This window comes from Agathobaculum sp. (assembly GCF_022775115.1).
Lineage (GTDB): Bacteria > Bacillota > Clostridia > Oscillospirales > Butyricicoccaceae > Agathobaculum.
The window spans coordinates 22,609-47,151 of sequence record NZ_JALFLA010000063.1 but is presented as its reverse complement, the minus strand read 5'-3'; the positions used below and the strand labels follow the sequence as shown (position 1 = coordinate 47,151).

Here is a 24,543-nt window from a genome sequence, read left to right as displayed (position 1 = left end):
CTCCAATATGTCGCTGAGGATGTCGGCGGGCGTGTCGCCCGTCCATAACTGCGTCAGCTTGGCGGGCAGCGGACAGAGCGCGGACACCGCCACACCCGCCTTGCCGCACACCTGACGGATAGCCGCATCCGCCGCCATGCCGGTGATCTGCAGCACCAGCTGCGACTTATTGAGGTACCAGCCGTAGTCGTAGGCGGTCACGCCGCCGTCCAGTCCCACCCGCTCGACCTGCCCGGCGAACACAGTCGCCCCGTGGTTTACAAGGCGCAGCCGGTCGCCCGGCTGCACGATGCGCCGCTCCACATACTTGTCCCACGGCGCGGTCAGCACGGTAAAGCTCAGCTCGACCGACAGCGCGCCCAGCTCGTCCACGGCCTGCATATCGCCCGCAGCCCCAGCGTGCCGATGCGGCGATAGTCGCGCGACAGCCCCCTCCAGCCGAGCAGCGCGCCGCCGAGCTTGTCGATCGCGCATCCGGGGACATCTGCCAATCGTTTCGCATTATTCAGCGGCGAGGCAACGGTACTACGTTCCCACTCACTAACCGCTGTTTGATTAACATTTACTTTTTGAGCAATCTCAGATTTCCAGATACCTAATGACTTTCGCAGTTTTCTGACTTTGAGCATTTTATCACCTATATTAGCAGCTTAACTGCTTTGCATGAGTAGTACATCATTATTAAGTAGTATTTCTGCTGTTGATTTTTCATAGTAGCACTGTTAAAATGTATAGTAACCAAAATGAGGCGGCGCTCCTGTCAACCGGATTCAAGAATTGCAGCAGAATGTCAAGTTATCCCAAATAGAGAAACTTGGTGCTGTTTTTCATGTATCCGAGGTATTCTTGTTGCATTTAGAGGATGTGACGGAAAAGAAAACGCTCACCGACAACGCGGTGAGCGAAAAAGCACAGCAAATACAATCCGTTATGGACAATCTTTCGGATGCAGATCAGCGCCGTGTTCTTGCATTTGCGCAGAATCTTGCAATGACGATGCAAGGTTCAGAATCCGAAACAAAAAATAGGGGCACTTGTTGTGTATGCAGCTGCGATGATGACTTCTATGTGTGTCGTCACTGCCCCTGCGCGAAACAAGCGCTTGTATATTTGATGATGCGCTGCATTTCGACTGATTGCAAGGGTCAAATCTATATATTGTGAGCATTATATAACTATGGTGCTCAATTCGGACATTAGAAAGAAGGAATACATATGCGGACAGCACCAGAAATGGTTCAGTTTTGCAGGGATAACGGACTTGGTCAAGGCAGCATGAAAAGTTGGGACTTAAAACACTTCACTTTGATTGAACATGCTCTAAAATCAGATGAAGACGTGCTTTTTGTGTTTGAGGGGTTACATAACTACCAGTCTATTGCTATGCATGAAAACAATTTTGCATATGCTGTAACGGATAAACGTATTATCATGGCACAAAAGAAAGTATTGGGCGAAACGATTCAGAGTGTTGCTCTCGATCAGATCAATGATATCACCTTTTCCTCGGGCATTGCGTTGGGGGTCATTACTGTTGATACGATTCGAGAGAAATTTAATGTAGCCATTGACAAAAAACAGGCTAAAAATGTCAGCGAACGCCTGCATGACCTTCTAATACAGTCAAAGCAGCCGAAAACCTCTGCTGCTTCTCTTTCTGCTCCATCGAACGATATGGATCAATTGTTTAAGCTAAAAGAGCTTCTGGATGCAGGGATTCTCACGCAGGAAGAGTTCGACGCCAAGAAACAACAAATCTTGGGATTATAACTTCTTCCAACTCCACCGCAAAAGAAGCTATCCCCGTGGCTGTTGGCGCAGTCACGGGCTTTAACGACGCATCCATACGATACGCCAGACACAACATCATTCGGCTAATTGCAAGGGGCAAATCTATATATTGTAAATACTACACAAAACTACGGTGTTCAGATCCTGCCGGTTATCAGGGGGGGGATGCCGATAACCGCCGGGCGCTGACACGCGGGGAGGAGGGGGAGAATCATTCCCATGCCGCCCGCGCTGTCCGCCCAGTTGATACATCCAGCCGCTCCTTCAATATTGATAATCATGCGGATGAGAAAAATATTGCCGGACCAGTGAGCAAATAGTGTTGCAAATATCAAGTATAATGATGCGCTAAAGTGCCCGTATACTCTTAACTTTTATGCGTAAATCCGTGTCGCGCTTTTTTGCGCTTGTATGGGGGGACTCCCCCGGTAGTTTTGTACTACGCATTGGCTGGCACCTTATCCGGCAGCGCTTCGGCCCTATAAGTCTCCTTTTTCCTTTTGCCGCACATAGCTGTAAAACAACGTGCATAATACGATTTGCACCACGGTTGACGCGGGTGTGGCAAGGCCGATCGTAAACAGCGTGGCTCCAGCCGTTTTACTGACAAGATACGAAACCGGTATGCGAACAAGAAACGCCCCGGCAATCCCCTGCACCATGACAAAGCCCGTGCTGCCGCAGCCGTTGAAATACCCAATATAGCAGAACAGAAAAGACACGATCAGCGTATCAATCGCATAAGCCTTCAAATAGTCCGCCGCGGCCAAAATGACCTCGTCCTGCTTGGAAAACAGACCCGCCAGCAGCCCTCCGTGGAAGAAGGCGGCATACGCCATGACCATGCCGATCGCAAGGGACGCCGCCATGCCGTACAGCATCGAGCGTCTTGCCCTCTCTTTTTGCCCCGCGCCGATATTCTGCGCCACAAAGGCCGACAGAGACTGCGAAAAGGATGACGGCACCAGCATGATAAACGCGCACACCTTTTCCGCGACCCCCACGCCCGCCGATGCAATCACGCCCAGACCATTGACGATAGCATGGATCACCAGAAATGATATGTTCACCAAACCGTCCTGCAGCGCGACGGGCAGCCCCACCTTGAGGATGCGCCCGACGATTTTTTTGTCTAACCGAATATCCTGTCTTGTGAGCGGGAACGCCATCCTCTTTTTTCGTATCACTACAATGCACAAAAGCACGCTGAACGCCTGCGCGAGAATCGTGGCCAGCGCCGCCCCGGCCGCCTGCATCTGCAGCACGGCGACAAAGTACAGATCCCCCGCGATATTGAACAGGCAGGCGCAAAGCACGGTGAGCAGCGGTGTTCCGGAGTCCCCCAGCCCTCTGAATATGCTGCCCAGCACATTATACGCGGCGATAAACAAAATGCCGCAGGAGCATATCTGAACATACCACACGGTTTTTTGAAAGGCCTCCTCCGGGGCGTGCATCAGCCTGACAAACGGCTGGGCGATACACAGCATCAGCGCGGTCATCCCGACCGCCAGCAAAACGAAAAATACCATGCTGCTACCTACGATTTTGCCGGCTGACCGTTTATTCTGGCTTCCCATCGCATGTCCCAACAGGATGGTCGTTCCCATGGCAAGCCCCGTTATGACGACCGTTATCATCTGCATCATCTGGCTGCCTGTTGACACCGCGGATACATCGGCGGCTGTGCCGAATCGCCCCACCACCAGCAAATCCACCGCCCCATACAGCGATTGCAGGCACATGGCGAACAGCACGGGAAACGTGAACCGTATCAGCGGGCGCGCTATGCTGCCTTGGGTAAAGCTTGCGTTTTGTTTCATATCCATTCCCTCCTGCTTAAATAAAAAAGCCGGATAAAACAACAGGCATCTCAGCCTGCCATCTTATCCGGCATAACCACTTCGAGCGAGTGGCCATCCTCCGATGAACGGTATGCATCGTATCACATTTGTTCTCAAAAAGCAATGGTTTTTTGCAGCTTATCTCTTTTGCATAAAAATCATTAATTATTTTGTAATTTTTTATATATTTCAATGATAAGCAGCCGACGCAGTGCTTCGCGCCGCAGCCGTCCCGCCGGGGCGCAAAGCGCCGCCGCTCCCTGCCCGCGCGACGAAAAACCGCCCGTATCCCCAAACTTTTCCTTGTTCTTTTTTCTCCCATCGCGTATGATATAAGCAAGAGACAAACGCGCTTTGGCCGCGTTGACAACAAGACCCGGCGGAGGTGAAAAGGGTGCTATTTGAGCAGCTTGACAAAAAACTGGAAGAACAACGGCAAATGGACCTGGAAAAGGAAGCCAATCTGGAGCTGCGCAGCCGAAAAAAGCTGACACGCGCAGAGAAGCAGGCGGCCGAAAAAATCAGCAGTCTGGCCGAGCACAACGCCATCATTCTGTTCGGCGATATGGATGTCGTCGATGGCGTGCATGCCATGCGCACACCGGAGCAGCATCAGGCGGCGGCTCTGGAGGATCTGCGCCGGCGGGAAAGAACCGCCGACTACAAGGAGCGCAAGCGCCTGCAGGCCCAGCGCGAGGAGATCGAACGGGACGGTATCCAAAGGGTGCGCGAGCGGATCGAGCAGCAGCTCGACGATCAAATGGCCACGGCGCTCCGGGCGGAAAAGACCGATTACACCCCGGACTTCTACGGCGACACGCTCGAGCGCATGAAGGTCAACGCCTGCGGAGACCGCGGCGTGCCGCCGCAGGAGCGGCAAACGCACCTTGAGCAGCTGCGGGCGCTGCAAGACCAGTCAGCAGCGCTGCGCCGCCGGTACGCCGCAACCGTCGTTGTCGGCAAGGTGCTGCAAAAAAAGCTGGGCGAGTCGGCTCAAAAGTACATCGCCCGAAAAATGGACGTGCTCACGGCCGAGCGGACGGCATTCGACGAGGCCTTCCAGCGCTGCCGCGATGACTACAACACCGCCTTTCACGGCACGCTGGCCGGAGACAAGCAGGTGGAGCGCTATCACCAGCGGGCAGCCACCTATCAGCAGGTGTCGGGTGCGACAGCCGCGCAGGCCGAGCAGGAGATGCAGCGCCGCGCGATCGAGCCACCCACGCTGCGGCAGTTGCCGCAGGTGCTGAGCGATTACAAAAAACGTACCCAGCGGTACGCGCTCAAAAAAAGCAGCGAGGGTGACACAGTGTACGACGTCCCCTATCCGACGCAGATGGACGAGGTTATGGACACGGTAAACCGGAAGCTCAAGGCTCTCTATCCCGCCGCGCCGCCCATCACGCAGGCCGAGGCCGAGACGCTGGCCAAGCGCTTGCTGCAAGACCTGCTGGCCAAAAACGATTACCGCTTCCGCTGCGGCGCGGCGGTCTTCGGCCTGATCGCTGACGACAAAATGAAAACCCAGATGGAAACCGGCACGAGCGGCGGCGCGAAAAACGCGCCCCTGCGCATGAAATTCACCGAGAAATCCTTTGGCAACACAGTCGGCTCGCTCGACCTCACCGAGTATGAGAACTACGGCTATCTGTCAAGCCCGGAGGATGCCCTGATCAACCGCTCCAAGACCGCCGGCTACGGTTCGGTGGCGGTCAAGCTGAACAAGGAGCGTATGGCAGGGCGGGTGACCTGCACGGTGGGCGACAGCCTGCACAAAATACTTACCACCACCCCCTCCTCGGTGGACGATCCCGATCTCGCCTGCGTCGCGCAGGAGACCAAGGCCGCGCTTATCCTGAGCGCCTACCAGAAATACACCGCCGGGCAAGACGTGTCCGATGATGTGGAGCACATGCTGGCAGAGCTGAATAAAGAGCTGAATAAAGGCGAAAAAGGGGCAGAATACCTCGAGCTGCAATACCATGGAGACGTTACCGTGCGCGATATGGAGGAGGTCATCGTCTCTTTCCCGCCCGTGCTGCGCAAGGAAAAGGCCGACGGCAGCGAGGAGAGCTTCGACGAGGCCTTGGAGCGGGTAAAAGGTGAATATTTGCGTGACCTGAAGACGGTCCAGAAAAAAGTGTATGAGATCAACCAGAACCCGGCAGCATATGGCCGCACGGGGCTGCCCCCTCTCCGGCTCAAAACGGTCGTCGGCGCGGGTGAACACACCCAGGTCGCTGTTCTCAAATCGTTCCCGGACGCTAAGGAGGAAACTGCACCATGAACTTCAACGTGAAATACACCGATGGCTACGGCTGCTATGTGGTAACGACCGAGGACGGCCGCGCGGCGCTCGCGGACACGCGAACCGGGCAGGTCGATTGGGCCGAGACCGACGAGCGCTTTCTCCGCTTCGGCCCGTTTTGCGAGGTTGAGCACGCCCCCGATCAACAGACGCTCAACGAGTTGGACGCGCTGCTCGAAGGGCGCGTGAAGCCGGTGGAGGTGGATACAGCGCAGATCATGCAGCTGCTGCGGCACGAGTTCGGAGACACACTCGAGGAGGGCGAATAAATGAAGGTCAGCCTGTTGGACATGGAGCAGCCCGGCGTGTTTACGCGCTATCTGCCCGATCCGATGCCGCCTGCGGGCGCCGGGGTGCGCCGCGTGCTGGCGCTCCACCAAGACGGCGTGGCATGGGGCGCGGCAGTGGTCGAGGTGGGCGACCGGGCGGTCGATATCGTCAGCCTGCTGTACGACCCCAGCGCCCCCAAAGGCGCATGCGAGCGCGCCTTGACGCAGGCGCTCACGCAGCGCGCCGCCGGCAGCACCATCCGGGAGATCGTCTGCGTCCGCCAAGGGACGCAGGCCGAGCTGATAGAGACCGACGACCGGATGCTGGCGGCAGGATACTTCCCAAGGGCGGGCGGCGTGCAGACCATGCAGGCTGTACTGGGCGATATGCTGCGGCAGCCTGCCGCGCAGCGGCTGATGGCCGCCGAAGTCCCCGCCGGGATACAGCCCCTCGCGTCTGTGCCCCAGACCTATCTGCGCGTTTACAACCAAGCACATCCCGCCGGCGCGATCCGGCCGGAGGAAGCCGATCCGGCCACCAGCCGGTGCTATGTGGACGAGGGCGCTGTACAGGCCGTGCTGCTCACCAGCCGGTTCGGGGACATGTGTCGCGTTGACTGGCTGTGGAACGCCTCGCCCAACCGGGCGGTGGTAGGCTGGCTGATAGGCGCTGCGCTGCGCGCGGCCGCGCAGACCTATCCCCCGGAGACCCGGATAACGCTGGCTGCATCTGCTGGCTCGGCTGCTGACTTTGCCGCGTCGCTCGACTTTGCCCCCGTGTCCGGGGACTTATCCACCCGTATCTATACCTATTATCTGGATTGACCGCCCCGTCGGGGTGTACCTCCGGCCTGCTTCCATTTGGGAGCAGGCCGGAATTTTTTACACAGCCTTGCCCGCACCACCTGCCGCAAAAAAGCAAACTCTCTTCGTTTACGTTGTTATAACAACATACTTATCCCGCCCCGGGTGGTATAGTTTGTTCATCAGAGCGCACAAACCCATGTGGACGGCTCATACCGGCGTCCCACATGCACATACGAGGAGGATATACGAATGGAACACCAAATGTTTTGCTACCAATGTCAGGAAACTGCTGGCTGCACCGGCTGCACCAAGGTCGGCGTGTGCGGCAAGAAGCCTGACGTGGCCGCTATGCAGGATCTGCTGGTCTATGTGACCAAGGGCTTGGCCGCTGTGACCACTCAGCTGCGCGCGCAGGGCGAGCCGGTCGCGCCCGAGGTCGATCGCCTCATTACGACCAACCTGTTTATCACCATCACCAATGCCAATTTTGACAACGATGCCATCATCGCCGCCATCCGCGGCACGCTTGATGTCAAGGCCGAGCTGCTGGCCAAGGCTGGGCAGGCCGATCATCTGCCTGAAGCCGCCTGCTGGAATGGCGATTCCGCCGCGTTCGCGGCCAAGGCGGCCGAGGTCGGGGTGCTATCCGCCGAAAACGAGGACATCCGCTCGCTGCGCGAGCTGATCACCTACGGTCTGAAGGGTCTGTCGGCCTATTCCAAGCACGCCAACGCCCTGCTGCAGCAGGACGGCGCGCTGGATGCCTTCCTGCAGCGCGCGCTGGCCGCCACGCTGGACGACAGCCTGACCGTTGACGAGCTGGTGGCGCTCACGCTTGAGGTGGGCAAGTACGGCGTCGATGGCATGGCGCTGCTGGACAAGGCCAACACCGAGGCCTACGGCAACCCGGAGATCTCGACGGTGCAGCTTGGCGTGGGCAAAAACCCGGGCATTCTGGTCTCGGGACACGACCTGCGCGACCTTGAGATGCTGCTCGAGCAAACGCAGGGCACGGGTGTGGACGTTTACACCCACTGCGAGATGCTGCCCGCGCACTACTATCCCGCGTTTAAGAAATACCCCAACTTCATCGGCAACTACGGCAACGCATGGTGGCAGCAGAAGGAGGAGTTTGAGGCCTTCGGCGGCCCCATCCTGATGACGACCAACTGCATTGTGCCGCCCAAGGACAGCTACAAGGAGCGTATGTACACGACAGGCGCGGCAGGCTATCCCGGCTGCACGCACATCGGCGGCGGCGCGGGCGAGACCAAGGACTTTTCCGCCCTGATCGAGCATGCCAAGCGCTGCGCACCCCCGCAGGAGTTGGAAAGCGGAGAGCTGGTCGGCGGCTTTGCCCATGCGCAGGTGCTGGCGCTGGCGGACAAGATCGTCGAGGCGGTCAAGTCGGGCGCGATCCGCAAGTTCGTGGTCATGGCCGGCTGCGACGGACGCTCCAAGCGCCGCGATTACTACACCGAGTTTGCCAAGGCGCTGCCGCGCGACACCGTGATTTTGACCGCCGGCTGTGCTAAGTTCAAGTATAACAAGCTCGATTTGGGCGACATCGGCGGCATCCCCCGCGTGCTGGACGCGGGTCAGTGCAACGATTCCTACTCGCTCGCCGTTATCGCCCTCAAGCTCAAGGAGGTCTTCGGCCTTGCCGACGTAAACGATCTGCCTATCATCTACAACATCGCTTGGTATGAGCAAAAGGCCGTCATTGTGCTGCTTTCGCTGCTGTATCTGGGCGTTAAGAACATTCATCTCGGTCCCACCCTGCCCGCCTTCCTCAGCCCCAATGTGGCTAAGGTGCTGGTCGATAGCTTCGGCATCGCCGGCATCGGCACGGTGGAGGACGACCTTGCGCTGTTCTTCGGCGAGAACGCTGGCTGATCGCGCACATAAACCTGCCCCCTTCTTCGCGGCACGCGCGGCCAGCACCCGGACGCGCGGCCGCCGCACACTCAAAAAAGAGCGATGGGATTCCCATCGCTCTTTTTGCAAGGCTCTGAAATTGCGGATGCGCGCCGGCCGGTCACAGCGCTGCGCTGGGCAGATGCTCGACAAAGGCCTGCATACTCTCAGGGTCGTCGATGCGCTCAGCCTGACGGCGGATGGCCTGCTTCTGCTCGGTCGTGCAGTCGCTGAAAAAGGCCGATGCCGCCGGATCGTCCGACAGCAGCGCGCTGAATACCGCGGCAGGTTTTACACCGTGTGTCATATTCCATCACCTCAGTGATAGTATGCGCCGCACACACGCGCTTATGCGTGTCCCTTTACTGCGGCGAGGTCCAGTGCTCCACCCCTGCGAATGCATTGTACGGCGCGGGCGAGAACGTGTCCAGCAGCCCCTTGCGGATGATGAGCTGGCCGCGCTCAAATGCAATCGGGATGATCGGCAGCTCGTCGAGCAGGCGCTGGTAGAGCGCGGTCACGTCCTCGCCGCGCCGTGCCGCGGCGATTGCGGACGAGGTCTGCTCGCTGTCGTATCCGCCGTAGTTCAGCCCACCGCGCGGCGACAGCAGCGGCCGCAGGTCAAAATCAGGCGTGAGCAGCGTTTCGCCGTAATACACGTCAAAGTCCCCTGCCTCAAGCTTGGCCGAAAACGCGCTATACGGCTGCTTATCGACCGTGACCGACACGCCGATCGCCTTCCACGCGGCCGCGATCTGATCGGCCACGGCGGTTTTGAAGGCGTTTTCCTCGTTGACCAGCAGGCGGATGGAAAACGCCGTGTCCTGTGCTCCCTCGCCCTGCTGCCCGTCCTCGCCCTGCTGCGCGCCGTCATCCTCCTCCAGCACCTGCCGCAGCAGGCGGACGGCACGGTCGGTCGAGGCCGTCATCTCCAGTCCGAGCGCATCATTGGCAGGCTGCGGATAAACCGGCAGCACCGCCGGGTCGGCAAAGGTTTGCAGCTGCACGTCGCATAGGCTCTGCCGCCCGATCGCGACCGAAAGCGCCTGCCGCACCCCGGCCTTGGACAGGATCGGATGGCTGTGGTTGATGCCCAGATAGTGCAGGTCGGCGCTGGGCGTGCGCACGGTGTCGACCGAGCCGCCAAACGCCGAGGCCTCGGGCGCGATGCGCGGCTCGCGTATGAGCGACACGTCCCCCGTCTGAAAGCTGGCCTCGGCCGCGTCCGCGCGCGTGAGCGTTACCAGCGTGATCCTGCGTATCGAGCCGAGAAAGCCGCCGTGCCAGTCCTCATTGGCGGTGAGCAGCCACTGTCCGTCCTCCTTGACCGGCTTGAACGGGCCGGTGCCGTCGGCAAAATCTCCGCCGGAGGCCGAGCCTTGGCGGTAGATCGGGATATCGAGCAGCCGCGGAAAATTGATGTTGGGCGAGGATAGCGTGATGCGCACCTGCTCGTCCGACACCACCTCGATCGCGGACACCTCGGTCAGCCGGTTGTAGTAGGGCGAATCCTCGTTCTGCCGCGCGGCCTGCAAGCTGGCCGCAACGTCCCCGGCGGTCAGCTTTTCGCCCGACCAAAAGGTTACATCATCCCGCAGGGTGAAGGTAAAACTCGTACCGTCACCCGTGTATGCGGCGCAGAGCACGTTTTCCGCCGCGAAATTGGCGCTGACCTCAAACAGACCTTCGTACATCGCCTCGCACAGCAGGCGGTTGATGGCGGTCTTGTCGGTCACTGGGTTCAAGGTGCCGCTACGGTAATAGGCAAGGCCGAAGTAGGCATCCGAAACCTTGACATTGTCCACCTGCCGCCGTCCCTCCTCGCCGCCGCCCATGCCGCCGCAGGCCGAGAGCAGGCAGAGCGCGGCCAACACAAGCGCCAGCAGGCGTTTTTTTCCGTTGTTCATTCGGCTCTCCTTCCCATCACAGGCAGATCAGGCCACCCTGCACGCCGCGCAGGCCGTTGGTTTTGCGGTGCGACCAAAATTCCTCGTGTGCGCACATCGTGCAGATGCCGCTGTCGATCACATTTTCCTCGGCAAGCCCGGCCTCCCGCAGCAGCGCCGCGCCGATACCCTGCAAGTCCACATGGAACTTTTCGCCCTTTTCCGCAACAAACGGGCGCACAGCCGCGCCAAGCAGTGCTTCCATCGCCGTAGGTACATCCGCGTCGGTTTCAAAGCATTCCTGCCGGATGGACGGCCCCATGACCGCGATCAGGCTTTGGCGCCGCGCGCCGAGCTGTCCGGCCATCGCTTCGACCGTTTTAGGCAGAATGCCCGCCGCCATGCCGCGCCAGCCCGCATGGCACACACCCGCGGTTTGCGTGGCCGGGTCGTACAGCAGCGTGACCACGCAGTCGGCGTAAAAACCGATGAGCGGCGTATCGGGCAGCGCGGTAACGAGCGCGTCCGTCTGCCACGCCATCGGGCGGACAAGCCCCATGCCGGCCTCGCTTTCGGTTACGACCGATACCCCAGCCTCATGCACCTGGCAGGTCAGTGTCATGCGCGCTGCGGGTACGCCAAGCGCCTTAGCCAAACAGCGGTAGTTCTCGCGCACGTTTTCCGGGTCGTCCCCCCGGTTAAAGCCAAGGTTCAGGCTGGCGCAGTGCCCGGTGCTCACCCCGCCGGCCTTGGTCGTGAACGCATGGCGCACGGGCAAACGGCTGCATGTGTAATATACAAACGAGCCGCGCTGCACGCGGCACATGGTATGATGCATCTGAAAATCCCCTCCCAATATTGTTCCATTATAGCAAACTGCCCATTCCTCCACAAGGGCGCGCGCCGCCTGTTCTCAAAATACGTCAAAATTTGCACAGGAGCAGCTGTGTTTTTCTTGACACTTTGACCAACAGGCTTTACAATTATCTTATAATACCTACTGTAATATAGCCTGTGCTCAATCGCACATGGCTTTTTTCAAGGGATTATAACCGCTGCCTGCGCGCAGGCGGCCACTCGGTATCCAAACCAGATTGTCAACTTAGGAGGAAACACCAAAACAATGGGCAACATCATCATACCGCTTGTCACCGGTATCGCATGTCTTGTTGTGGGCGTCATCGTCGGCTTTCTGTACCGCAAGATCGTAGCGGAGAAAGAGATCGGCTCTGCCGAAACAGAAGCGACACGCATCATCAACGAGGCCATCAAGGCCGGTGAGACCAAAAAACGTGAAGCTATCCTTGAAGCCAAGGACGAGATCCACCGCCAGCGCAATGAGGTCGACCGCGAGCTGAAGGACCGCCGCAACGAGACCCAGCAGCTGGAGCGCCGCCTGATCCAGCGCGAGGAGGCGCTTGATAAAAAGAGCGACACGCTCGACCGCAAAAACGAAGAGCTTACCCGCCAGCTGGATGCGACCGCGCGCGCGAAGGAGCATCTCGAACGGCTCAAGTCCGAGCAGGTCGAAAAGCTTGAGCACATCGCCAGCATGACCCGCGACGAGGCACGCGAGATGCTTGTCGCCTCGATCGAGAGCGAGGCCACGCATGACGCGGCCGTCAAGGTGCGCGAGATCAACCAGCGGCTCAAGGATGAGAGCGAGCAGATGGCGCGCGAGATCATCTCGACTGCCATCCAGCGCTGCGCCGCCGACCATGTCGCCGAGGCGACCGTCTCGGTCGTGCCGCTGCCCAACGACGAGATGAAGGGCCGCATCATCGGCCGAGAGGGACGCAACATCCGCACGCTGGAAACACTCACCGGCGTCGACCTCATTATTGACGACACGCCCGAGGCTATCACGCTCTCCTCGTTCGACCCGGTGCGCCGCGAGATCGCACGGCTGGCGCTCGAAAAGCTGATCGTGGACGGCCGCATCCACCCCGCCCGCATCGAGGAGATGGTGGAAAAGGCGCGCCGCGAGGTCGATCAGATCATCAAATCCGAGGGCGAGCGCGCCACCTTTGAAACCGGCATCCACGGCATCCACCCCGAGCTTATCAAAGTGCTCGGCCGTCTGCGCTACCGCACCAGCTACGGCCAGAACGTGCTTCAGCATTCGATTGAAGTTGCACACATCGCAGGCATGATGGCCAGCGAGCTGGGGATCGACCCTCTGCCCGCGCGGCGCGCCGGCCTGCTGCACGATATCGGCAAGGCCATCGACCATGAAGTCGAGGGCAGCCACATCCAGATCGGTGTCGACCTGTGCAAGCGTTATAAGGAATCACCCGCCATCATCCACGCGATCGAGGCGCACCACGGCGATGTCGAGGCCAAGACCACGCTCGCCTGTCTGGTGCAGGCATCGGACGCGATCTCGGCCGCTCGCCCGGGCGCACGGCGCGAAAATCTGGAGAACTATATCAAGCGTCTGGAAAAACTCGAGAGCATCGCCAACGAGACCCCCGGCGTCTCCGGCTCGTTTGCCATTCAGGCCGGCCGGGAGATCCGCATCGTGGTCAACCCCGACAAGATATCGGACGACGCGATGGTGCTGCTCGCCCGCAGCGTGGCCAAGAAGATCGAAAACGAGCTGGATTACCCCGGTCAAATCAAGGTCAACATGGTGCGCGAGACCCGCGCGATCGACTACGCGAAATAACCCGTCTGCCGCCAGCGCGGCAAACGAAAAGCCCGGCCAAAGCCGGGCTTTTTTTGTGCCCTGCGGCAGAGCACAGCGCCGAAAGTCCGTTTTAACGGACAATCCTTGCGGTACAATCAAGCCATCCGAAACAACACGAAACGGAGGGATGATATGATGCGCAAAAGATGGGGGCTGTTGCTGCAAGCCGTGAGCGGGGCGCTGCTGTTTTTGCTGGCGGGCGCGTCGGATGCGGGAGTGGTCTCCGCCGCCGGCTTGGCCTGTGGGGCGGGCGGCGCAGGACTGCTTTACGCGGCGGGGTGCGGCCTGCGCCGCGCAAAGCCCGCCGACCGGTGCAGGCTGACCGTAATCATTCCGCTGCACCCGCGCGCTTGGCGTGGCGCCGCACCGCGCGGTCAGTACCTTTTTTCAAGCGCCGCGGTCAATACCTTGGAGGCCACTGTGCCCGCGACCGACGAGCCGCCGCCGCCGTTCTCGACCAGCACGATGAACGCATACGGCGTGGCCGGGTCGCGCAAAAAGCCGGTGAACCACGCATTGGGCGTTTTGCCCGCGCCGACCTCGGCCGTGCCCGATTTGGCGCAGATGTCCATGCCGGGAAAGCGCTCCTTCCCGTAGGTCTCGATGACGTTGTTGTGCATCATGTCGGCAATGTCGTCCGCCGTATCCCGCTCGATCAGTTTAGGTGATTTGCGGGCGAAATAGTAGCCGGTCGGCAGGCCGTATTCGGTCATGGTTTTGGAAATCAGCCGGGGCATAGCGGCCTTGCCGCCGCTCCCGATCGCGCCCATGTAGAGCATCATGCTCATCGGACAGAGCGCGTCCTGATCCTGCCCGACGCCCGCCCACGCAAGCTGGTTGTCGTTTCCGTCAAACCGGAAGCTGCCCTTGGAGGTCGATATGCCGTCCACCTTAATGGACGTAGTCAGCCCGGCCTTGTCAGTGTATTTCTGCATAGTCTCCGCGCCCAGCTCGACCGCGAGCTGGCCGAACACGCCGTTGCACGAGTTTGCAAGCGCGTCCTCAATATCCATTTCGCCATGGGCAAAGGGACAGGTCACCGCGTCGCCGCCGATCTCGACCGAGCCGGTGCAGTGCCAGCTGCGGGCGTACAGGTCGGGGATATTCTCAATTGCGGCGCTCAGCGTGACGACCTTGAAGATCGAGCCGGGGATCGAGTTTGCCATCATCAAACGGTTGACGTACACGCCGTCCCACGCGGGGTCGTCCGGGTCGATGGTCGGGGGATTTGCAGGGTCAAAGGTCGAGGTGGACACCATGCACAAAATCTCGCCGGTTTTGTAGTTATAAACGCCCACCGTCCCGTTCTTTCCGCCCAGCGCCTGATAGGCGATGTTGTTCAGATATGCGTCAATGGTCAGATACAGGTAGTTACCGCTGCCAAGGGGCGAGTATGCGCCGGTCAGCAGGTTATAGCCGCTGAGTTTGTCGGCAAAGGCTGTCTGCGCGCCCGAGCCAATGTTGCCCGCCTGATCGCCGACCACATGCAGCGTGGCGCGGCGCACATCGCTGTCCGGATAATATTCGCGGCCCTCGCCGCCCGCCGCGGGTTTGGAGAGCACGTCGCCGTCCCGGTCCAGGATGACGCCGCCCTTGAGCCGCCCCGCATTGTCGTACAGGTGGCGGTTGTAGGGATAGGAGGCCCAGTCGCCGCCGTCCGCCACAAAGCGGAAGCAGAACACCGCAAGCCCCAGCCCCAGCAGCGCGGCCAGCAGCAGGCAGAATACACCGCGCTTTTCGATTTTACGCATTTATCCCACCTCCCCGCGCAGCTCGCGCCGCGATGGCAGCTTGACCGCGAACGAAGCGTTCTGCCGCGTGTCCGTCGCCTTGAGAAAGGCCAGCATCCCCCACGCCGACAGCATGGACGAGCCGCCGTTTGAGACGAACGGCAGCGTCACGCCTGTAAACGGCAGGATATCGACCGCACCGAATACGTTCAGACAGGTTTGGAACACCAAAAGCGAGGTCGCCGCACAGGCCGCGATCGTGTAGAAGCTCGACCGCCCCGCGCGGCAAGCGCGCACAGCGAACACAGCCAGCGTGATAATGCACAGTATGGTCAACACGGCAATCAGCAGCCCCCATTCCTCGCACAGCATACCGAAAACGATGTCGGTATCGGCCGCCGGCAGGCCAGATAGCCAGCCCTTGCCCGCGCCCACGCCGATCATGCCGCCCGAGGCGGCGGCGGTCAGCGTATGCGTCTGCTGGAATCCCTTTCCATATACATCCTCCCAGATATGCCCCCACGCGGCAAAGCGGCTGGCCACATGCGGCTTGAGCCGCAGCAGCATCAGCCCGCCGATACCGCAGCCCGAGCAGATGAGCGCCAGCGTGGCAAAATCGCCCGAGCGCAGATAGGCGATGACCAAAAAGGTGACGAAAAACACCAGCGCCGTACCGAAGTCGTTCATCAGCGCAAGGCAGCCGCCGCACACAGCGGTCAGGGCGATGAACAGCCACAGGTTGCGCTTGTTGAACAGGCGGTCGAGTGTGGCCGAGCCTGCGAAGATGTAGCATATCTTGGCGATCTCAGACGTTTGGAAGGACAGCGGGCCGAGCACGATCCACGCCTTGGCGCCGCCCAGTTCCCGGCCAATGACCAGCGTGATCGCAAGCAGGCCGACCGCGCCCATGGCCATCAGCCAGCGCACCTGCATCGCGCGCCGCAGATCGCGCAGGAAAAAGCCGAGCACCAAAAAAAACACCATACCCAGCAGAATGGCGAAAAGCTGCTTGGGACATTCCTCCGGCACGGTCGCGCCGGTGACGGCCAGCGACAGCGTACACAGGAAAAACGCGATGGTCTCCATCTCAAAGCCGATGCGCCGGAACGAGCGCAGCACGACAAAATAGCCCCAGCACACGGCCGTAAAGGCCAGAAAGGTCAGCGGGATGGTGACGGATGCGTCCTCCCCCCCCGCGATGATCAGCTGCACTGCGGTCAGCACCTGAAAGAGCGTCAGCAGCACGAGTGAGCCCCACATGCCCGCGGGGCGTCCCTCCATGCGGCGCTCATAGATCTGCTCGCGTTTTTCCTCGGCCGAGATGGGCGTCATCACGGCCGGAATGCCGCCGAAGGAGAGCGTGTCCCCGTCGTTTACCATAGCGTATTCGTCCACCGGCAGGTCGTTTACCTCCACCCCGCCCTTCGAGCCTAAGTCGTACACCGTCCACGAGCCGTCCTCCTCGCGGATGAGCGCGGCGTGCTGCCGCGAAACCGAGGGGTATTCGAGCTGCACATCGCAGCTCGGCGCGCGGCCGATGATGTTTTCCCAATGGGTGACCGGCAGGCGCACGCCGTTTGGCAGGCTGAGATAGCCCCACACCTCGTCCGGGTGCTTTACCTTCCAGAGCGAGCGGATCGCCCCGACGAGGATCATCAGCGCGAGCACGGGAAACACAAAGCGGGCGACCGTCGTGTACCACGCGCCAACGAGCGGATTTTCCGCCAGAAAGGCGGTCATCCCGTCCAGCAGACGCTGCAAAGCGTCGGTCATACTGTTTTCCTCCCTTCCAGAGATACAGGGCGGCATGGCCGCCGCAGCTTCTTATAGGCAACACCGCATCATTCGGCAAGAGCGGCCTGCGAGCAGGTTCTGCGTGCTGACAAGGCGCAGTGACACAGCAATACTTGATGTAGTGCAAGCAATTGCAATAAAATCAGGGCGCAGGACTGCCGCAAGGCGCCGAAGACGCAATTGTGCGGCGTGGCCTATATATTATAGCACAATCTGTCAAGCCTTACATGAACGCGCGGTAAAAGCCGCGCCGGTAAAATTGAATAAACGCTTGACATCGCGCGGCACAGGTGCTATATTGTTGACTACATCATTATAACGCGACAAACGAAATCTGCAGGAAAAAGCCGTTTCCGGCTTGCCGAAGGAGCAAAACTCTCAGGCGTTCCCCCTGGGGAATGAAGACTGTAGGTGGATGCGGCTCTGGAGAAGTCCCCCCAGCGGGGATGCCGAAGGTGCAACGCGCGGCATACAAAATCCGCGCGAATCTCTCAGGCAAAAGGACAGGGTTTTGGGGTATTTGGCAACGCATACCGGCGGCGCGCCGCCGGTGTTCCGTCCGCACGCGGCTTTGCCCGCGCGGGCGCGCCGCGCCTTTCTCCCCCACAGGGCCAGCTGAGCAGCACACGCTTGGTTTGGCTCTTTTTGTTTGCCGTACAAGAAAAGGAGTATGGGAAAAATGCAAATCATCGAAACGATCGTGGGTGCGGTCAACACCGTGCTGTGGGACTATGCACTGCTGTTCCTGCTGGTGGCGACGGGTATCTTCTTCACCGTTCGTCTGGGCTTCATTCAGGTGCGCAAGTTCGGCGAGGGCGGCCGACGCCTGTTCGGCAACTTTTCGCTGCGCGGCGACAAGGCGGGCAAGGAAGGCATGAGCTCCTTTCAGGCACTGACCACCGCGATCGCCGCACAGGTGGGCACGGGCAACATCACCGGCTGCGCGACCGCGCTGTACTCCGGTGGCCCGGGCGCGATCTTCTGGATGTGGCTGTCGGCCTTTTTCGGCATGAGCACGATCTACGCCGAGGCTGTGCTGGCGCAGAAGTTTAAAACCACGGACGCGGACGGCCACACCACCGGCGGCCCGATCTATTACATTAAGGCTGCGTTCAAGGGCGGCTTCGGCAAGTTCCTCGCGGGCTTTTTCTCGGTCGCCATCATACTGGCGCTTGGCTTTATGGGCAATATGGTGCAGTCCAACTCGATCGGCGACGCCTTCCACACGGCTTTCGGTGTGCCCAAGTTCGCGGTCGGCATCGTGTGCGCGGTCATTGCGGCGTTCATCTTTCTCGGCGGCGTGCAGCGCATCGCCTCCTTTACCGAAAAGGTCGTGCCGATCATGGCGCTGTTCTATATGCTCGGCTGTGTCATCATCCTGTGCATCAACAGCGCGGCGCTGCCGCAGGCCATCCGCTCCATCTTTGTCTGCGCGTTTAACCCGCAGGCTGTGTTCGGCGGCGCGCTCGGCCTTGGCGTGAAGGAGGCCATGCGCTATGGTGTGGCGCGCGGCCTGTTCTCCAACGAGGCCGGCATGGGCTCGACCCCGCACGCGCACGCACTGGCCAAGGTCGACCGGCCGCAGGATCAGGGCGTCATCGCCATGATGGGCGTGTTTATCGACACCTTTATCGTGCTGACGCTGACCGCGCTGGTCATCCTGTCCTCGGGCATGCTCGAGCCTGTCACCGGCGCGCTGACGGGCACCGCGCTGGCGCAGGCCGCCTTCAACGCGGCATTCGGCTCATTCGGCAACGTGTTTGTAGCGGTTTGTATGCTGTTCTTCGCGTTTTCGACCATCATCGGCTGGTATTTCTTCGGCGAGCAGAACGTCAAGGCGCTGTTTGGCAAAAAGGCCACCAAGATATACGCACTGATCGTCGTGGCGTTCATCGTCGTCGGCTCAACGCTCAAGGTCGACCTTGTCTGGAACCTGTCCGACATGTTCAACGGCCTGATGGTGCTGCCCAACCTGATCGGCCTACTGGCGCTGTCCGGTCTGGTCGCAAAGCTGGCCAAAGGCGCGGATCAATAAGCCCTGTCTTACCGGCAGCAGCGCACACCGCCGTATCCCGCAAGCGCTCCGCCCCGCGCGGAGCGCTTGCCATTGCCGAAAAACAGCGGTTTTCCGGCAATGGCAAGCAAAAAAATCCGTTTTCCCCTCTTGACAAGCGCCGCGTTGACCGGTATAATAAAGAGGCTTGGTCAAAGACAGCTGGCAGCCGCATGGCTTGAAAGGCATTTTGCCGCCCGCCGAGGTCAACACGAAAAACCTATGTCGTTTTCTGTGTACCCTCCTGTGTCTTTGCACTGGGACGGGTACTTTATTTTTATAGGAGGTGAAAAAGATGCCGAATGCAAAGGTTCTGGAGGAAAAGAAGGCACTGGTCGCGTCCCTTGTGGAGAAGATCAAGAACTCCCCCGCGGGCGTGCTGGTCGACTATAAGGGCATCAACGTAGAGGATGATACCAAGCTGCGCCGTCAGCTTCGTGAAGCCGGCGTTGAGTACGCGGTCATCAAGAATACGATGATTCGTTTTGCCGCCAAGGAGCTGGGCTTTGACGGGTTTGACGAGCACCTGAACGGCACGACCGCGCTGGCAATCTCGACGACCGACGACGTGGTAGCGCCCGCCAAGATCCTTGGCGATTTCGCCAAGAAGCATGAGAACTTCACGCTCAAGGCCGGTTATCTCGAAGGCCGCGTGATTGGCGCGGACGAGGTCACCAAGCTGGCCAACATGCCGAGCAAGGAGGTTCTCGTTGCGCAGGTGCTGTACAGCTTCAATTTCCCCATCATGCAGCTTGCCATTGCTTGCGACGCTATCGTTAAGAAGGCCGAGGGCAATGAGGAAATGAAGGTCGCCGAGCTGGTTGCCGCCAAGGCACCTGCCGACGAGGCCGCAGCCGAAGCACCCGCCGCGGAGTAATCTAAAAACACCGATACGAAAAATAAATTATAATGGAGGTTTCATCCCATGACTGTTGCTGAGATTATGGAAGCTGTAAAAGAGCTCAAGGTTATGGAGCTCTCTGAGCTGGTAAAGGCTCTGGAAGAGGAATTTGGCGTATCTGCTACGCCTGTAGCCGTTGCTGGCGCTGCCGCCGGCGGCGATGCCGGCTCTGCCGAGGCCGCTAAGACCGAGTTTGACGTTGTACTGGCTTCTGCTGGCGCGTCCAAGATCAATGTTATCAAGGTCGTCCGCGAGCTGACCGGCCTTGGCCTGAAGGAAGCCAAGGAGAAGGTTGACGGCGCACCGGCCACCATCAAGGAAGGTGTGTCCGAGGCCGAGGCCAACGAGATCAAGGAGAAGCTCGAGGCCGCCGGTGCTACCGTCGAAGTCAAGTAAGGCTTTATCGACGGGATAAACAAGCAAATAAAAGGGCGTACCACAAGGTACGCCCTTTTTCTGTTTCGCTCAGCCCAGCCGCTCCTTGCGCTCGCGGCCATCGCGCAGCAGCGCGGTCAGCGCCGCCCGGTCGCCTGCGCGGATGACGCAGCGGTACTCCTCCAGATGGCGGATAATCTCGTCAATCTCGTCTACCAGCGGCCCGGCGTTGCACAGAAACAGCTCGCTCCACATCTCCTCGTTGAGCTTGGCCACGCGCGTCAGGTCGCGGTAGGAGCCGGCGGAGTAGCCGTTATGCTGATCGGCCTCCGGGCTTTTGATGTACGCTGAGGACACCACATGCGCCAGCTGCGAGGTGAAGGCGATCATGCGGTCGTGCTGCCCGGCCGTGCAGCGCACAGTCTGCCCAAAGCCGAGCGCCATGAAAAACCGCTCAAGCGCCTGCACCGCGGCTTCGTCGCTCGACCGGTTGGGCACGAGGATCATGCTCGCGCCGTCAAACAGCGTCGGCTGCGCGTAATCGAAGCCTGAGAATTCGCGTCCCGCCATCGGGTGCCCGCCGACATAGCGCACACCTGCGTCCAGTGCGGCCTGCTCCAGCCGGTCGAGCAGAAACTGCTTGACACCCACCATATCGATGACCACACAGCCTTTTTTCAGCCGGGGCATAGCCTCCAGCAGCCAATCGACCGTGGCCTGCGGATACAGGCCGATGATGACCAGATCGGCTTCGGGCAGCAGCGCTTCGGTGGCGACAGCGTCGATCGCGCCGTCCGCCTTGGCTTTTTCCGCCGTCTCGCGCGTGCGGTTCCAGCCGAGCACACGGCAGTCGGTGCGCGCCTTTATGGCCTGCGCCATCGAGCCGCCCATCAGGCCGAGACCGGCGATCAGTACGGTTTTGAACATATGCTTTCTCCTCTCGTTCCGTTACAGTACCCGGCGCTCATCGCGCCGCGCACCTTTCCTACTCCCGCTTGGTGATGGCGCACACCCGCCGCCACAGCGGCGTGACGCGGCAGACGGCGAATACGATCAGCGCGCCCGCCAAATTGAGGATCAGGTCATCCACATCGCACGAGCCTACGCCCGAGTAGACCTGCGCGACCTCGACCGCCGTAATGCCCAGCGTGAGCGTTGCAGCGAAGAAAAAGACGCTGCGCTGCCAGCGGAACAGCGCGGGCAGGAAAAATCCCATCGGCGCAAAGGCGGCCAGATTGCCCGCCAGATTGAGTACGACCAGATACAGAGAAATATTGCCGTAGCCATAGGCCAGCAGATAGTTGCGGATGGTGCGCAGCGGCTCCAAATTGACCGCCTCGAGCGTGACACGCCCGGTAAAGCCCCGGCCGAATGCATTGTCAAAAAACAGCACGTTAGCCAGCACCCATAAGTAGTACCAAAACAGCAGCATCACATAGTCGCGCCGGCGCGCCGCACGCGCCCCCTTGGGCACGCCGAAAAAAAACGCCAGCCACAGCAGCGCCGCAATCACCGCGGCAAACCCGAGCTTTATCCCCGGATGTACCGTGTACTGCGGCGCCAGTTCGATATACAGGTTCAGGCAAAGCGCCGCGGCGGTCAGCACCGCCGCCGCCATGCGGATGAGGGTTTTCAAACACAAAGCTCCTTTACAGTGCGTCGGCCTCGGCCAGCCAGAGCGCGGCGCAGGCATCCGAGGGCATACGCCAGTCCCCGCGCGGCGACAGCGCCACCGTGCCGACCTTGGGGCCGTCCGGCAGGCAGGAGCGCTTGAACTGCTGCGCGAAAAAGCGGCGGATAAAGGTCGTCAGCCATTTTTTGATGGTCGCGTCGTCATACGCCCCGGCAAACGCCTGCCTTGCGGCGCGGAACAGCTTACGTGGCGGATAGCCAAAGCGCAGCATATAGTACAGGAAAAAGTCGTGCAGCTCATACGGGCCGACCAGATCCTCGGTCCTTTGGCTGATCTCGCCGTCCTTCGGCGGCAGCAGCTCGGGCGAGACCGGGGTGTCGAGCACGTCCCGCAGCACGCCGGACAGCACCGGGTCGCTCACGCGCGCGGCCTCGTAGGCCGTCAGATAACGCACCAGCGTTTTGGGGACAGAGGCGTTGACGCCGTACATCGACATATGGTCGCCGTTGTAGGTCGCCCAGCCAAGCGCCAGCTCAGACAGGTCGCCCGTGCCGACCACCATACCGCCCTGCTTGTTGGCCAGATCCATCAGCACCAGTGTGCGCATGCGCGCCTGCGCGTTTTCATAGGTCACGGAATGCTCGTTCTGCGGCTGGCCGATATCGGCAAAATGCTGCTCTACCGCGGCCTTGATATCGACCGTTTGCAGCGTCACGCCATAGGCCTCGGCCAGCTTTTCGGCATTGCCCTTGGTGCGCGCGGTCGTGCCGAAGCACGGCATGGTGACCGCGAGGATGCCCTTGCGATCGAGCGCCAGCAGGTCAAAGGCGCGCGCCAGCACGATCAGCGCAAGCGTCGAATCCAGCCCGCCCGACAGGCCGACCACGGCGGTCTTCGCATGGGTGTGCCGCAGGCGGGTGGCAAGGCCGGTGGCTTGCAGGGTCAAAATCTCCTCGCAGCGCTCGTCCAGCCGCGCCTTGTCTCCCGGCACAAAGGGCATACGCGGAAACGCGCGGTGCCGCAGGTCGCACACCGCCGGGGCGAGATGCAGCGCGCCGGTGTGAAGCGCGTCCGCCGCGGCAAAGGTACTCACGCGGCGGCGCTCGTGCAGCAGGCGGCCAAGGTCGATATCAGCATAGCATACACCGCTCGTAAAGCGGCGGCTCTCGGCAAGCAGCGTGCCGTTTTCTGCGATAAGGTCATGCCCGGCGAACACCAAGTCCTGCGTCGATTCGCCAAAGCCCGCATCGGCATACACATAGGCGCACAGCAGCCGTGCGGCATGGCTTTTGACCAGCTCGCGCCGGTAAGCCGCCTTGCCGATCAGCTCGTCCGAGGCCGAGAGGTTGACGATGACGTTCGCGCCTGCCCGTGCCAACGCGGCGGACGGCGGCTCGGGCGCCCAGAGGTCCTCGCAAATCTCCACCCCGAGGGTGAGCGCCGGCATAGCCGGGCTTTGGAACACCTGCCGCCCGCCGAACAGGACCGTCTGCCCACACAACTCGATCGGCTCGTTCTCCACCTCCGCGCCCGAGGCAAAGTAGCGCTGCTCATAAAATTCGCCGTAATTGGGGATATGCTGCTTGGGTACAACGCCCGCGATGCGGCCGCCCGACAGCACGGCCGCGCAGTTATACAGCTTGCCGCGCCGCGCCAGCGGCAGGCCGACCACCACAGCCGCGTTCAGCGCCGCTGTCTGTTCGCGCACAGTATCCAGCGCGGCGCACGTGCCGTCCAACAGCGTCTGCTGCAAAAACAGGTCGCCGCAGGTGTAGCCGGTCAGGCACAGCTCGGGGAACACGATCAGCTGCGCGCCGGTCTCGGCCGCTTCGCGCGCCTGCCGGACGATCTCGGCAGCGTTATAGGCGCAGTCGGCCACGCGCAGCGGCGGCGTTGCCGCAGCGACCTTGATAAATCCGTCTTTCATCCGTGATGGCTCCTTATCAAAACAATTCCAGATAGAGTCAGTATACCCCTTTTTACGCCGCCGCGCAAGAAAAAGCGCGGGGTTTTCGGGATTTTCCCCTGCCGCGCCCGCACATAAATAGAGGAAGGGGCAAAAGCCCCTTCCTCAGGCTGTCGAAAAACCGCAGTTTTTCGACAAAACCGTGCCGCCGCGTCCGGCTCAGCCGACAAAATGCCCGACGCTGTCCGCCGCCTTGTGCATGGTGCGCTCGGCCTTGCCCGCCATGTGCTGCGCGCTTCTGCGCACGGTAGGATTGAGCATCGCGCCCGCCGCCACCATCGAGACGACCGCGCCCGCGACCGCGCCGGTCGCAATACCGGATACAAAGGGAGTGATACGCATAAGATTCCGCCGCCTTTCAAAAAATAATCTCAACTGCTGTTTGGTGCCGCGTTTTTATCATGCCCCGCGCCGCACAAAAATCTGCACGAGTGCGCGCGACAAATTTTTCCCCAAAAAATGCGGCTTCTTTTATCATCCAGCCTGTTTACAAAGCCGCGCACATACGATATAATAGCTGCAAAGCGATTGCAGACCTGCCGAAAACGGCCGCAAAGCAATCCTACCCAACAATCCGCCT

22 protein-coding genes and 1 riboswitch are annotated in these 24,543 nt (G+C 60.3%); of the genes, 10 read left to right on the top strand and 12 right to left on the bottom strand.

The window, feature by feature from the left end:
• Together MR935_RS08005 and MR935_RS08000 are read right to left on the bottom strand one after the other, a co-directional pair.
• Nucleotides 1-381: XkdQ/YqbQ family protein (locus MR935_RS08005; RefSeq protein WP_442863028.1), on the bottom strand; the 381-nt coding region annotated here is incomplete at its 3' end.
• The gene (locus MR935_RS08000) at nucleotides 339-629 is read right to left on the bottom strand and encodes a helix-turn-helix domain-containing protein (protein WP_290572563.1); all 291 of its coding nucleotides are present in this window, start codon (nucleotides 627-629) and stop codon (nucleotides 339-341) included. The genes MR935_RS08000 and MR935_RS08005, both read right to left, overlap by 43 nt.
• 148 nt (nucleotides 630-777) lie before the next feature.
• Between MR935_RS08000 and MR935_RS07995 the strand changes: the two genes are divergently transcribed.
• A complete protein-coding gene (locus MR935_RS07995; protein WP_290572562.1) occupies nucleotides 778-1,164 on the top strand; it encodes a hypothetical protein in 387 nt (128 codons plus the stop codon).
• Between the two features lie 51 nt (nucleotides 1,165-1,215).
• The gene (locus tag MR935_RS07990) at nucleotides 1,216-1,770 is read left to right on the top strand and encodes a PH domain-containing protein (protein ID WP_290572560.1); all 555 of its coding nucleotides are present in this window, start codon (nucleotides 1,216-1,218) and stop codon (nucleotides 1,768-1,770) included.
• Nucleotides 1,771-2,270: 500 nt separating this feature from the next.
• Here the strand turns inward: MR935_RS07990 and MR935_RS07985 are convergent, their stop codons facing one another.
• Nucleotides 2,271-3,614, bottom strand: coding sequence for an MATE family efflux transporter (locus MR935_RS07985; protein WP_290572558.1), 1,344 nt, complete (start codon nucleotides 3,612-3,614; stop codon nucleotides 2,271-2,273).
• A 460-nt stretch (nucleotides 3,615-4,074) separates the two neighbouring features.
• Between MR935_RS07985 and MR935_RS07980 the strand changes: the two genes are divergently transcribed.
• The 4 genes from MR935_RS07980 to hcp all read left to right on the top strand — a co-directional run bounded on the left by MR935_RS07980 (nucleotide 4,075) and on the right by hcp (nucleotide 8,915).
• A complete protein-coding gene (locus tag MR935_RS07980) occupies nucleotides 4,075-5,922 on the top strand; it encodes a hypothetical protein (RefSeq protein WP_290572556.1) in 1,848 nt (615 codons plus the stop codon).
• On the top strand, nucleotides 5,919-6,212 hold the full coding sequence (locus tag MR935_RS07975) for a hypothetical protein (RefSeq protein ID WP_290572555.1): 294 nt from the start codon (nucleotides 5,919-5,921) through the stop codon (nucleotides 6,210-6,212). Before MR935_RS07980 ends, MR935_RS07975 begins: the two co-directional genes overlap by 4 nt.
• Nucleotides 6,213-7,037, top strand: coding sequence for a hypothetical protein (locus MR935_RS07970; protein ID WP_290572553.1), 825 nt, complete (start codon nucleotides 6,213-6,215; stop codon nucleotides 7,035-7,037).
• Nucleotides 7,038-7,268: 231 nt separating this feature from the next.
• The gene (gene hcp / locus MR935_RS07965; RefSeq protein WP_290572551.1) at nucleotides 7,269-8,915 is read left to right on the top strand and encodes a hydroxylamine reductase; all 1,647 of its coding nucleotides are present in this window, start codon (nucleotides 7,269-7,271) and stop codon (nucleotides 8,913-8,915) included.
• 142 nt (nucleotides 8,916-9,057) lie between these two features.
• Here hcp and MR935_RS07960 read toward each other — a convergent pair whose 3' ends face one another.
• The 3 genes from MR935_RS07960 to pgeF are packed head-to-tail and all read right to left on the bottom strand — an operon-like array spanning nucleotide 9,058 to nucleotide 11,660.
• Nucleotides 9,058-9,243, bottom strand: coding sequence for a hypothetical protein (locus MR935_RS07960; RefSeq protein ID WP_290572550.1), 186 nt, complete (start codon nucleotides 9,241-9,243; stop codon nucleotides 9,058-9,060).
• Nucleotides 9,244-9,298: 55 nt separating this feature from the next.
• Nucleotides 9,299-10,843 (bottom strand): ABC transporter substrate-binding protein, encoded by a 1,545-nt coding sequence (locus MR935_RS07955; protein ID WP_290572549.1) that lies wholly within the window; start codon nucleotides 10,841-10,843, stop codon nucleotides 9,299-9,301.
• A gap of 16 nt (nucleotides 10,844-10,859) precedes the next feature.
• Nucleotides 10,860-11,660: a peptidoglycan editing factor PgeF gene (pgeF, locus tag MR935_RS07950; protein WP_290572548.1), complete on the bottom strand. Its 801-nt coding sequence runs from the start codon at nucleotides 11,658-11,660 to the stop codon at nucleotides 10,860-10,862.
• Between the two features lie 285 nt (nucleotides 11,661-11,945).
• Here pgeF and rny point away from each other — a divergent pair, with 285 nt between their 5' ends.
• A complete protein-coding gene (gene rny / locus MR935_RS07945) occupies nucleotides 11,946-13,490 on the top strand; it encodes a ribonuclease Y (RefSeq protein ID WP_290572546.1) in 1,545 nt (514 codons plus the stop codon).
• A gap of 395 nt (nucleotides 13,491-13,885) precedes the next feature.
• On the opposite strand, the gene MR935_RS07940 is transcribed toward rny, so the two are convergent.
• A complete protein-coding gene (locus MR935_RS07940; protein ID WP_290572544.1) occupies nucleotides 13,886-15,262 on the bottom strand; it encodes a penicillin-binding transpeptidase domain-containing protein in 1,377 nt (458 codons plus the stop codon).
• Entirely contained in the window at nucleotides 15,263-17,014 is a 1,752-nt protein-coding gene (locus MR935_RS07935; protein WP_290572542.1) for an FtsW/RodA/SpoVE family cell cycle protein, read from the bottom strand.
• A gap of 434 nt (nucleotides 17,015-17,448) precedes the next feature.
• A riboswitch (glycine riboswitch) is annotated at nucleotides 17,449-17,552 on the top strand.
• 162 nt (nucleotides 17,553-17,714) lie between these two features.
• On the opposite strand from MR935_RS07935, the gene MR935_RS07930 reads away from it, so the two are divergent.
• The 3 genes from MR935_RS07930 to rplL all read left to right on the top strand — a co-directional run bounded on the left by MR935_RS07930 (nucleotide 17,715) and on the right by rplL (nucleotide 20,385).
• Nucleotides 17,715-19,070 (top strand): alanine/glycine:cation symporter family protein, encoded by a 1,356-nt coding sequence (locus tag MR935_RS07930; RefSeq protein WP_290572541.1) that lies wholly within the window; start codon nucleotides 17,715-17,717, stop codon nucleotides 19,068-19,070.
• A gap of 313 nt (nucleotides 19,071-19,383) precedes the next feature.
• Entirely contained in the window at nucleotides 19,384-19,965 is a 582-nt protein-coding gene (rplJ, locus tag MR935_RS07925) for a 50S ribosomal protein L10 (RefSeq protein ID WP_290572539.1), read from the top strand.
• Nucleotides 19,966-20,013: 48 nt separating this feature from the next.
• Nucleotides 20,014-20,385: a 50S ribosomal protein L7/L12 gene (gene rplL / locus MR935_RS07920; protein WP_290572537.1), complete on the top strand. Its 372-nt coding sequence runs from the start codon at nucleotides 20,014-20,016 to the stop codon at nucleotides 20,383-20,385.
• 69 nt (nucleotides 20,386-20,454) lie between these two features.
• Here the strand turns inward: rplL and MR935_RS07915 are convergent, their stop codons facing one another.
• The 4 genes from MR935_RS07915 to MR935_RS07900 form a co-directional block, all read right to left on the bottom strand.
• Nucleotides 20,455-21,291, bottom strand: a complete 837-nt coding sequence (locus MR935_RS07915) for a prephenate dehydrogenase (RefSeq protein WP_290572535.1) — start codon at nucleotides 21,289-21,291, stop codon at nucleotides 20,455-20,457.
• Between the two features lie 58 nt (nucleotides 21,292-21,349).
• Nucleotides 21,350-22,000, bottom strand: coding sequence for a VanZ family protein (locus MR935_RS07910; protein WP_290572533.1), 651 nt, complete (start codon nucleotides 21,998-22,000; stop codon nucleotides 21,350-21,352).
• Between the two features lie 13 nt (nucleotides 22,001-22,013).
• Complete coding sequence (locus MR935_RS07905; protein ID WP_290572532.1) at nucleotides 22,014-23,924, bottom strand: NAD(+) synthase; 1,911 nt, start codon at nucleotides 23,922-23,924, stop codon at nucleotides 22,014-22,016.
• 198 nt (nucleotides 23,925-24,122) lie between these two features.
• Nucleotides 24,123-24,305: a hypothetical protein gene (locus tag MR935_RS07900; RefSeq protein ID WP_290572530.1), complete on the bottom strand. Its 183-nt coding sequence runs from the start codon at nucleotides 24,303-24,305 to the stop codon at nucleotides 24,123-24,125.
• Nucleotides 24,306-24,543 lie beyond the last annotated feature (238 nt).

Coding starts and splice junctions, on each gene's coding strand:
- MR935_RS08000 (WP_290572563.1), bottom strand. CDS start 629: ATGCTCAAAGTCAGAAAACTGCGAAAGTCATTAGGTATCTGGAAATCT.
- MR935_RS07975 (WP_290572555.1), top strand. CDS start 5,919: ATGAACTTCAACGTGAAATACACCGATGGCTACGGCTGCTATGTGGTA.
- MR935_RS07955 (WP_290572549.1), bottom strand. CDS start 10,843: ATGAACAACGGAAAAAAACGCCTGCTGGCGCTTGTGTTGGCCGCGCTC.
- MR935_RS07980 (WP_290572556.1), top strand. CDS start 4,075: ATGGACCTGGAAAAGGAAGCCAATCTGGAGCTGCGCAGCCGAAAAAAG.
- rny (WP_290572546.1), top strand. CDS start 11,946: ATGGGCAACATCATCATACCGCTTGTCACCGGTATCGCATGTCTTGTT.
- rplL (WP_290572537.1), top strand. CDS start 20,014: ATGACTGTTGCTGAGATTATGGAAGCTGTAAAAGAGCTCAAGGTTATG.
- MR935_RS07905 (WP_290572532.1), bottom strand. CDS start 23,924: ATGAAAGACGGATTTATCAAGGTCGCTGCGGCAACGCCGCCGCTGCGC.
- MR935_RS07930 (WP_290572541.1), top strand. CDS start 17,715: ATGCAAATCATCGAAACGATCGTGGGTGCGGTCAACACCGTGCTGTGG.
- MR935_RS07970 (WP_290572553.1), top strand. CDS start 6,213: ATGAAGGTCAGCCTGTTGGACATGGAGCAGCCCGGCGTGTTTACGCGC.
- MR935_RS07915 (WP_290572535.1), bottom strand. CDS start 21,291: ATGTTCAAAACCGTACTGATCGCCGGTCTCGGCCTGATGGGCGGCTCG.
- MR935_RS07985 (WP_290572558.1), bottom strand. CDS start 3,614: ATGAAACAAAACGCAAGCTTTACCCAAGGCAGCATAGCGCGCCCGCTG.
- MR935_RS07960 (WP_290572550.1), bottom strand. CDS start 9,243: ATGACACACGGTGTAAAACCTGCCGCGGTATTCAGCGCGCTGCTGTCG.
- pgeF (WP_290572548.1), bottom strand. CDS start 11,660: ATGCATCATACCATGTGCCGCGTGCAGCGCGGCTCGTTTGTATATTAC.
- MR935_RS07935 (WP_290572542.1), bottom strand. CDS start 17,014: ATGACCGACGCTTTGCAGCGTCTGCTGGACGGGATGACCGCCTTTCTG.
- MR935_RS07940 (WP_290572544.1), bottom strand. CDS start 15,262: ATGCGTAAAATCGAAAAGCGCGGTGTATTCTGCCTGCTGCTGGCCGCG.
- rplJ (WP_290572539.1), top strand. CDS start 19,384: ATGCCGAATGCAAAGGTTCTGGAGGAAAAGAAGGCACTGGTCGCGTCC.
- MR935_RS07900 (WP_290572530.1), bottom strand. CDS start 24,305: ATGCGTATCACTCCCTTTGTATCCGGTATTGCGACCGGCGCGGTCGCG.
- MR935_RS07990 (WP_290572560.1), top strand. CDS start 1,216: ATGCGGACAGCACCAGAAATGGTTCAGTTTTGCAGGGATAACGGACTT.
- hcp (WP_290572551.1), top strand. CDS start 7,269: ATGGAACACCAAATGTTTTGCTACCAATGTCAGGAAACTGCTGGCTGC.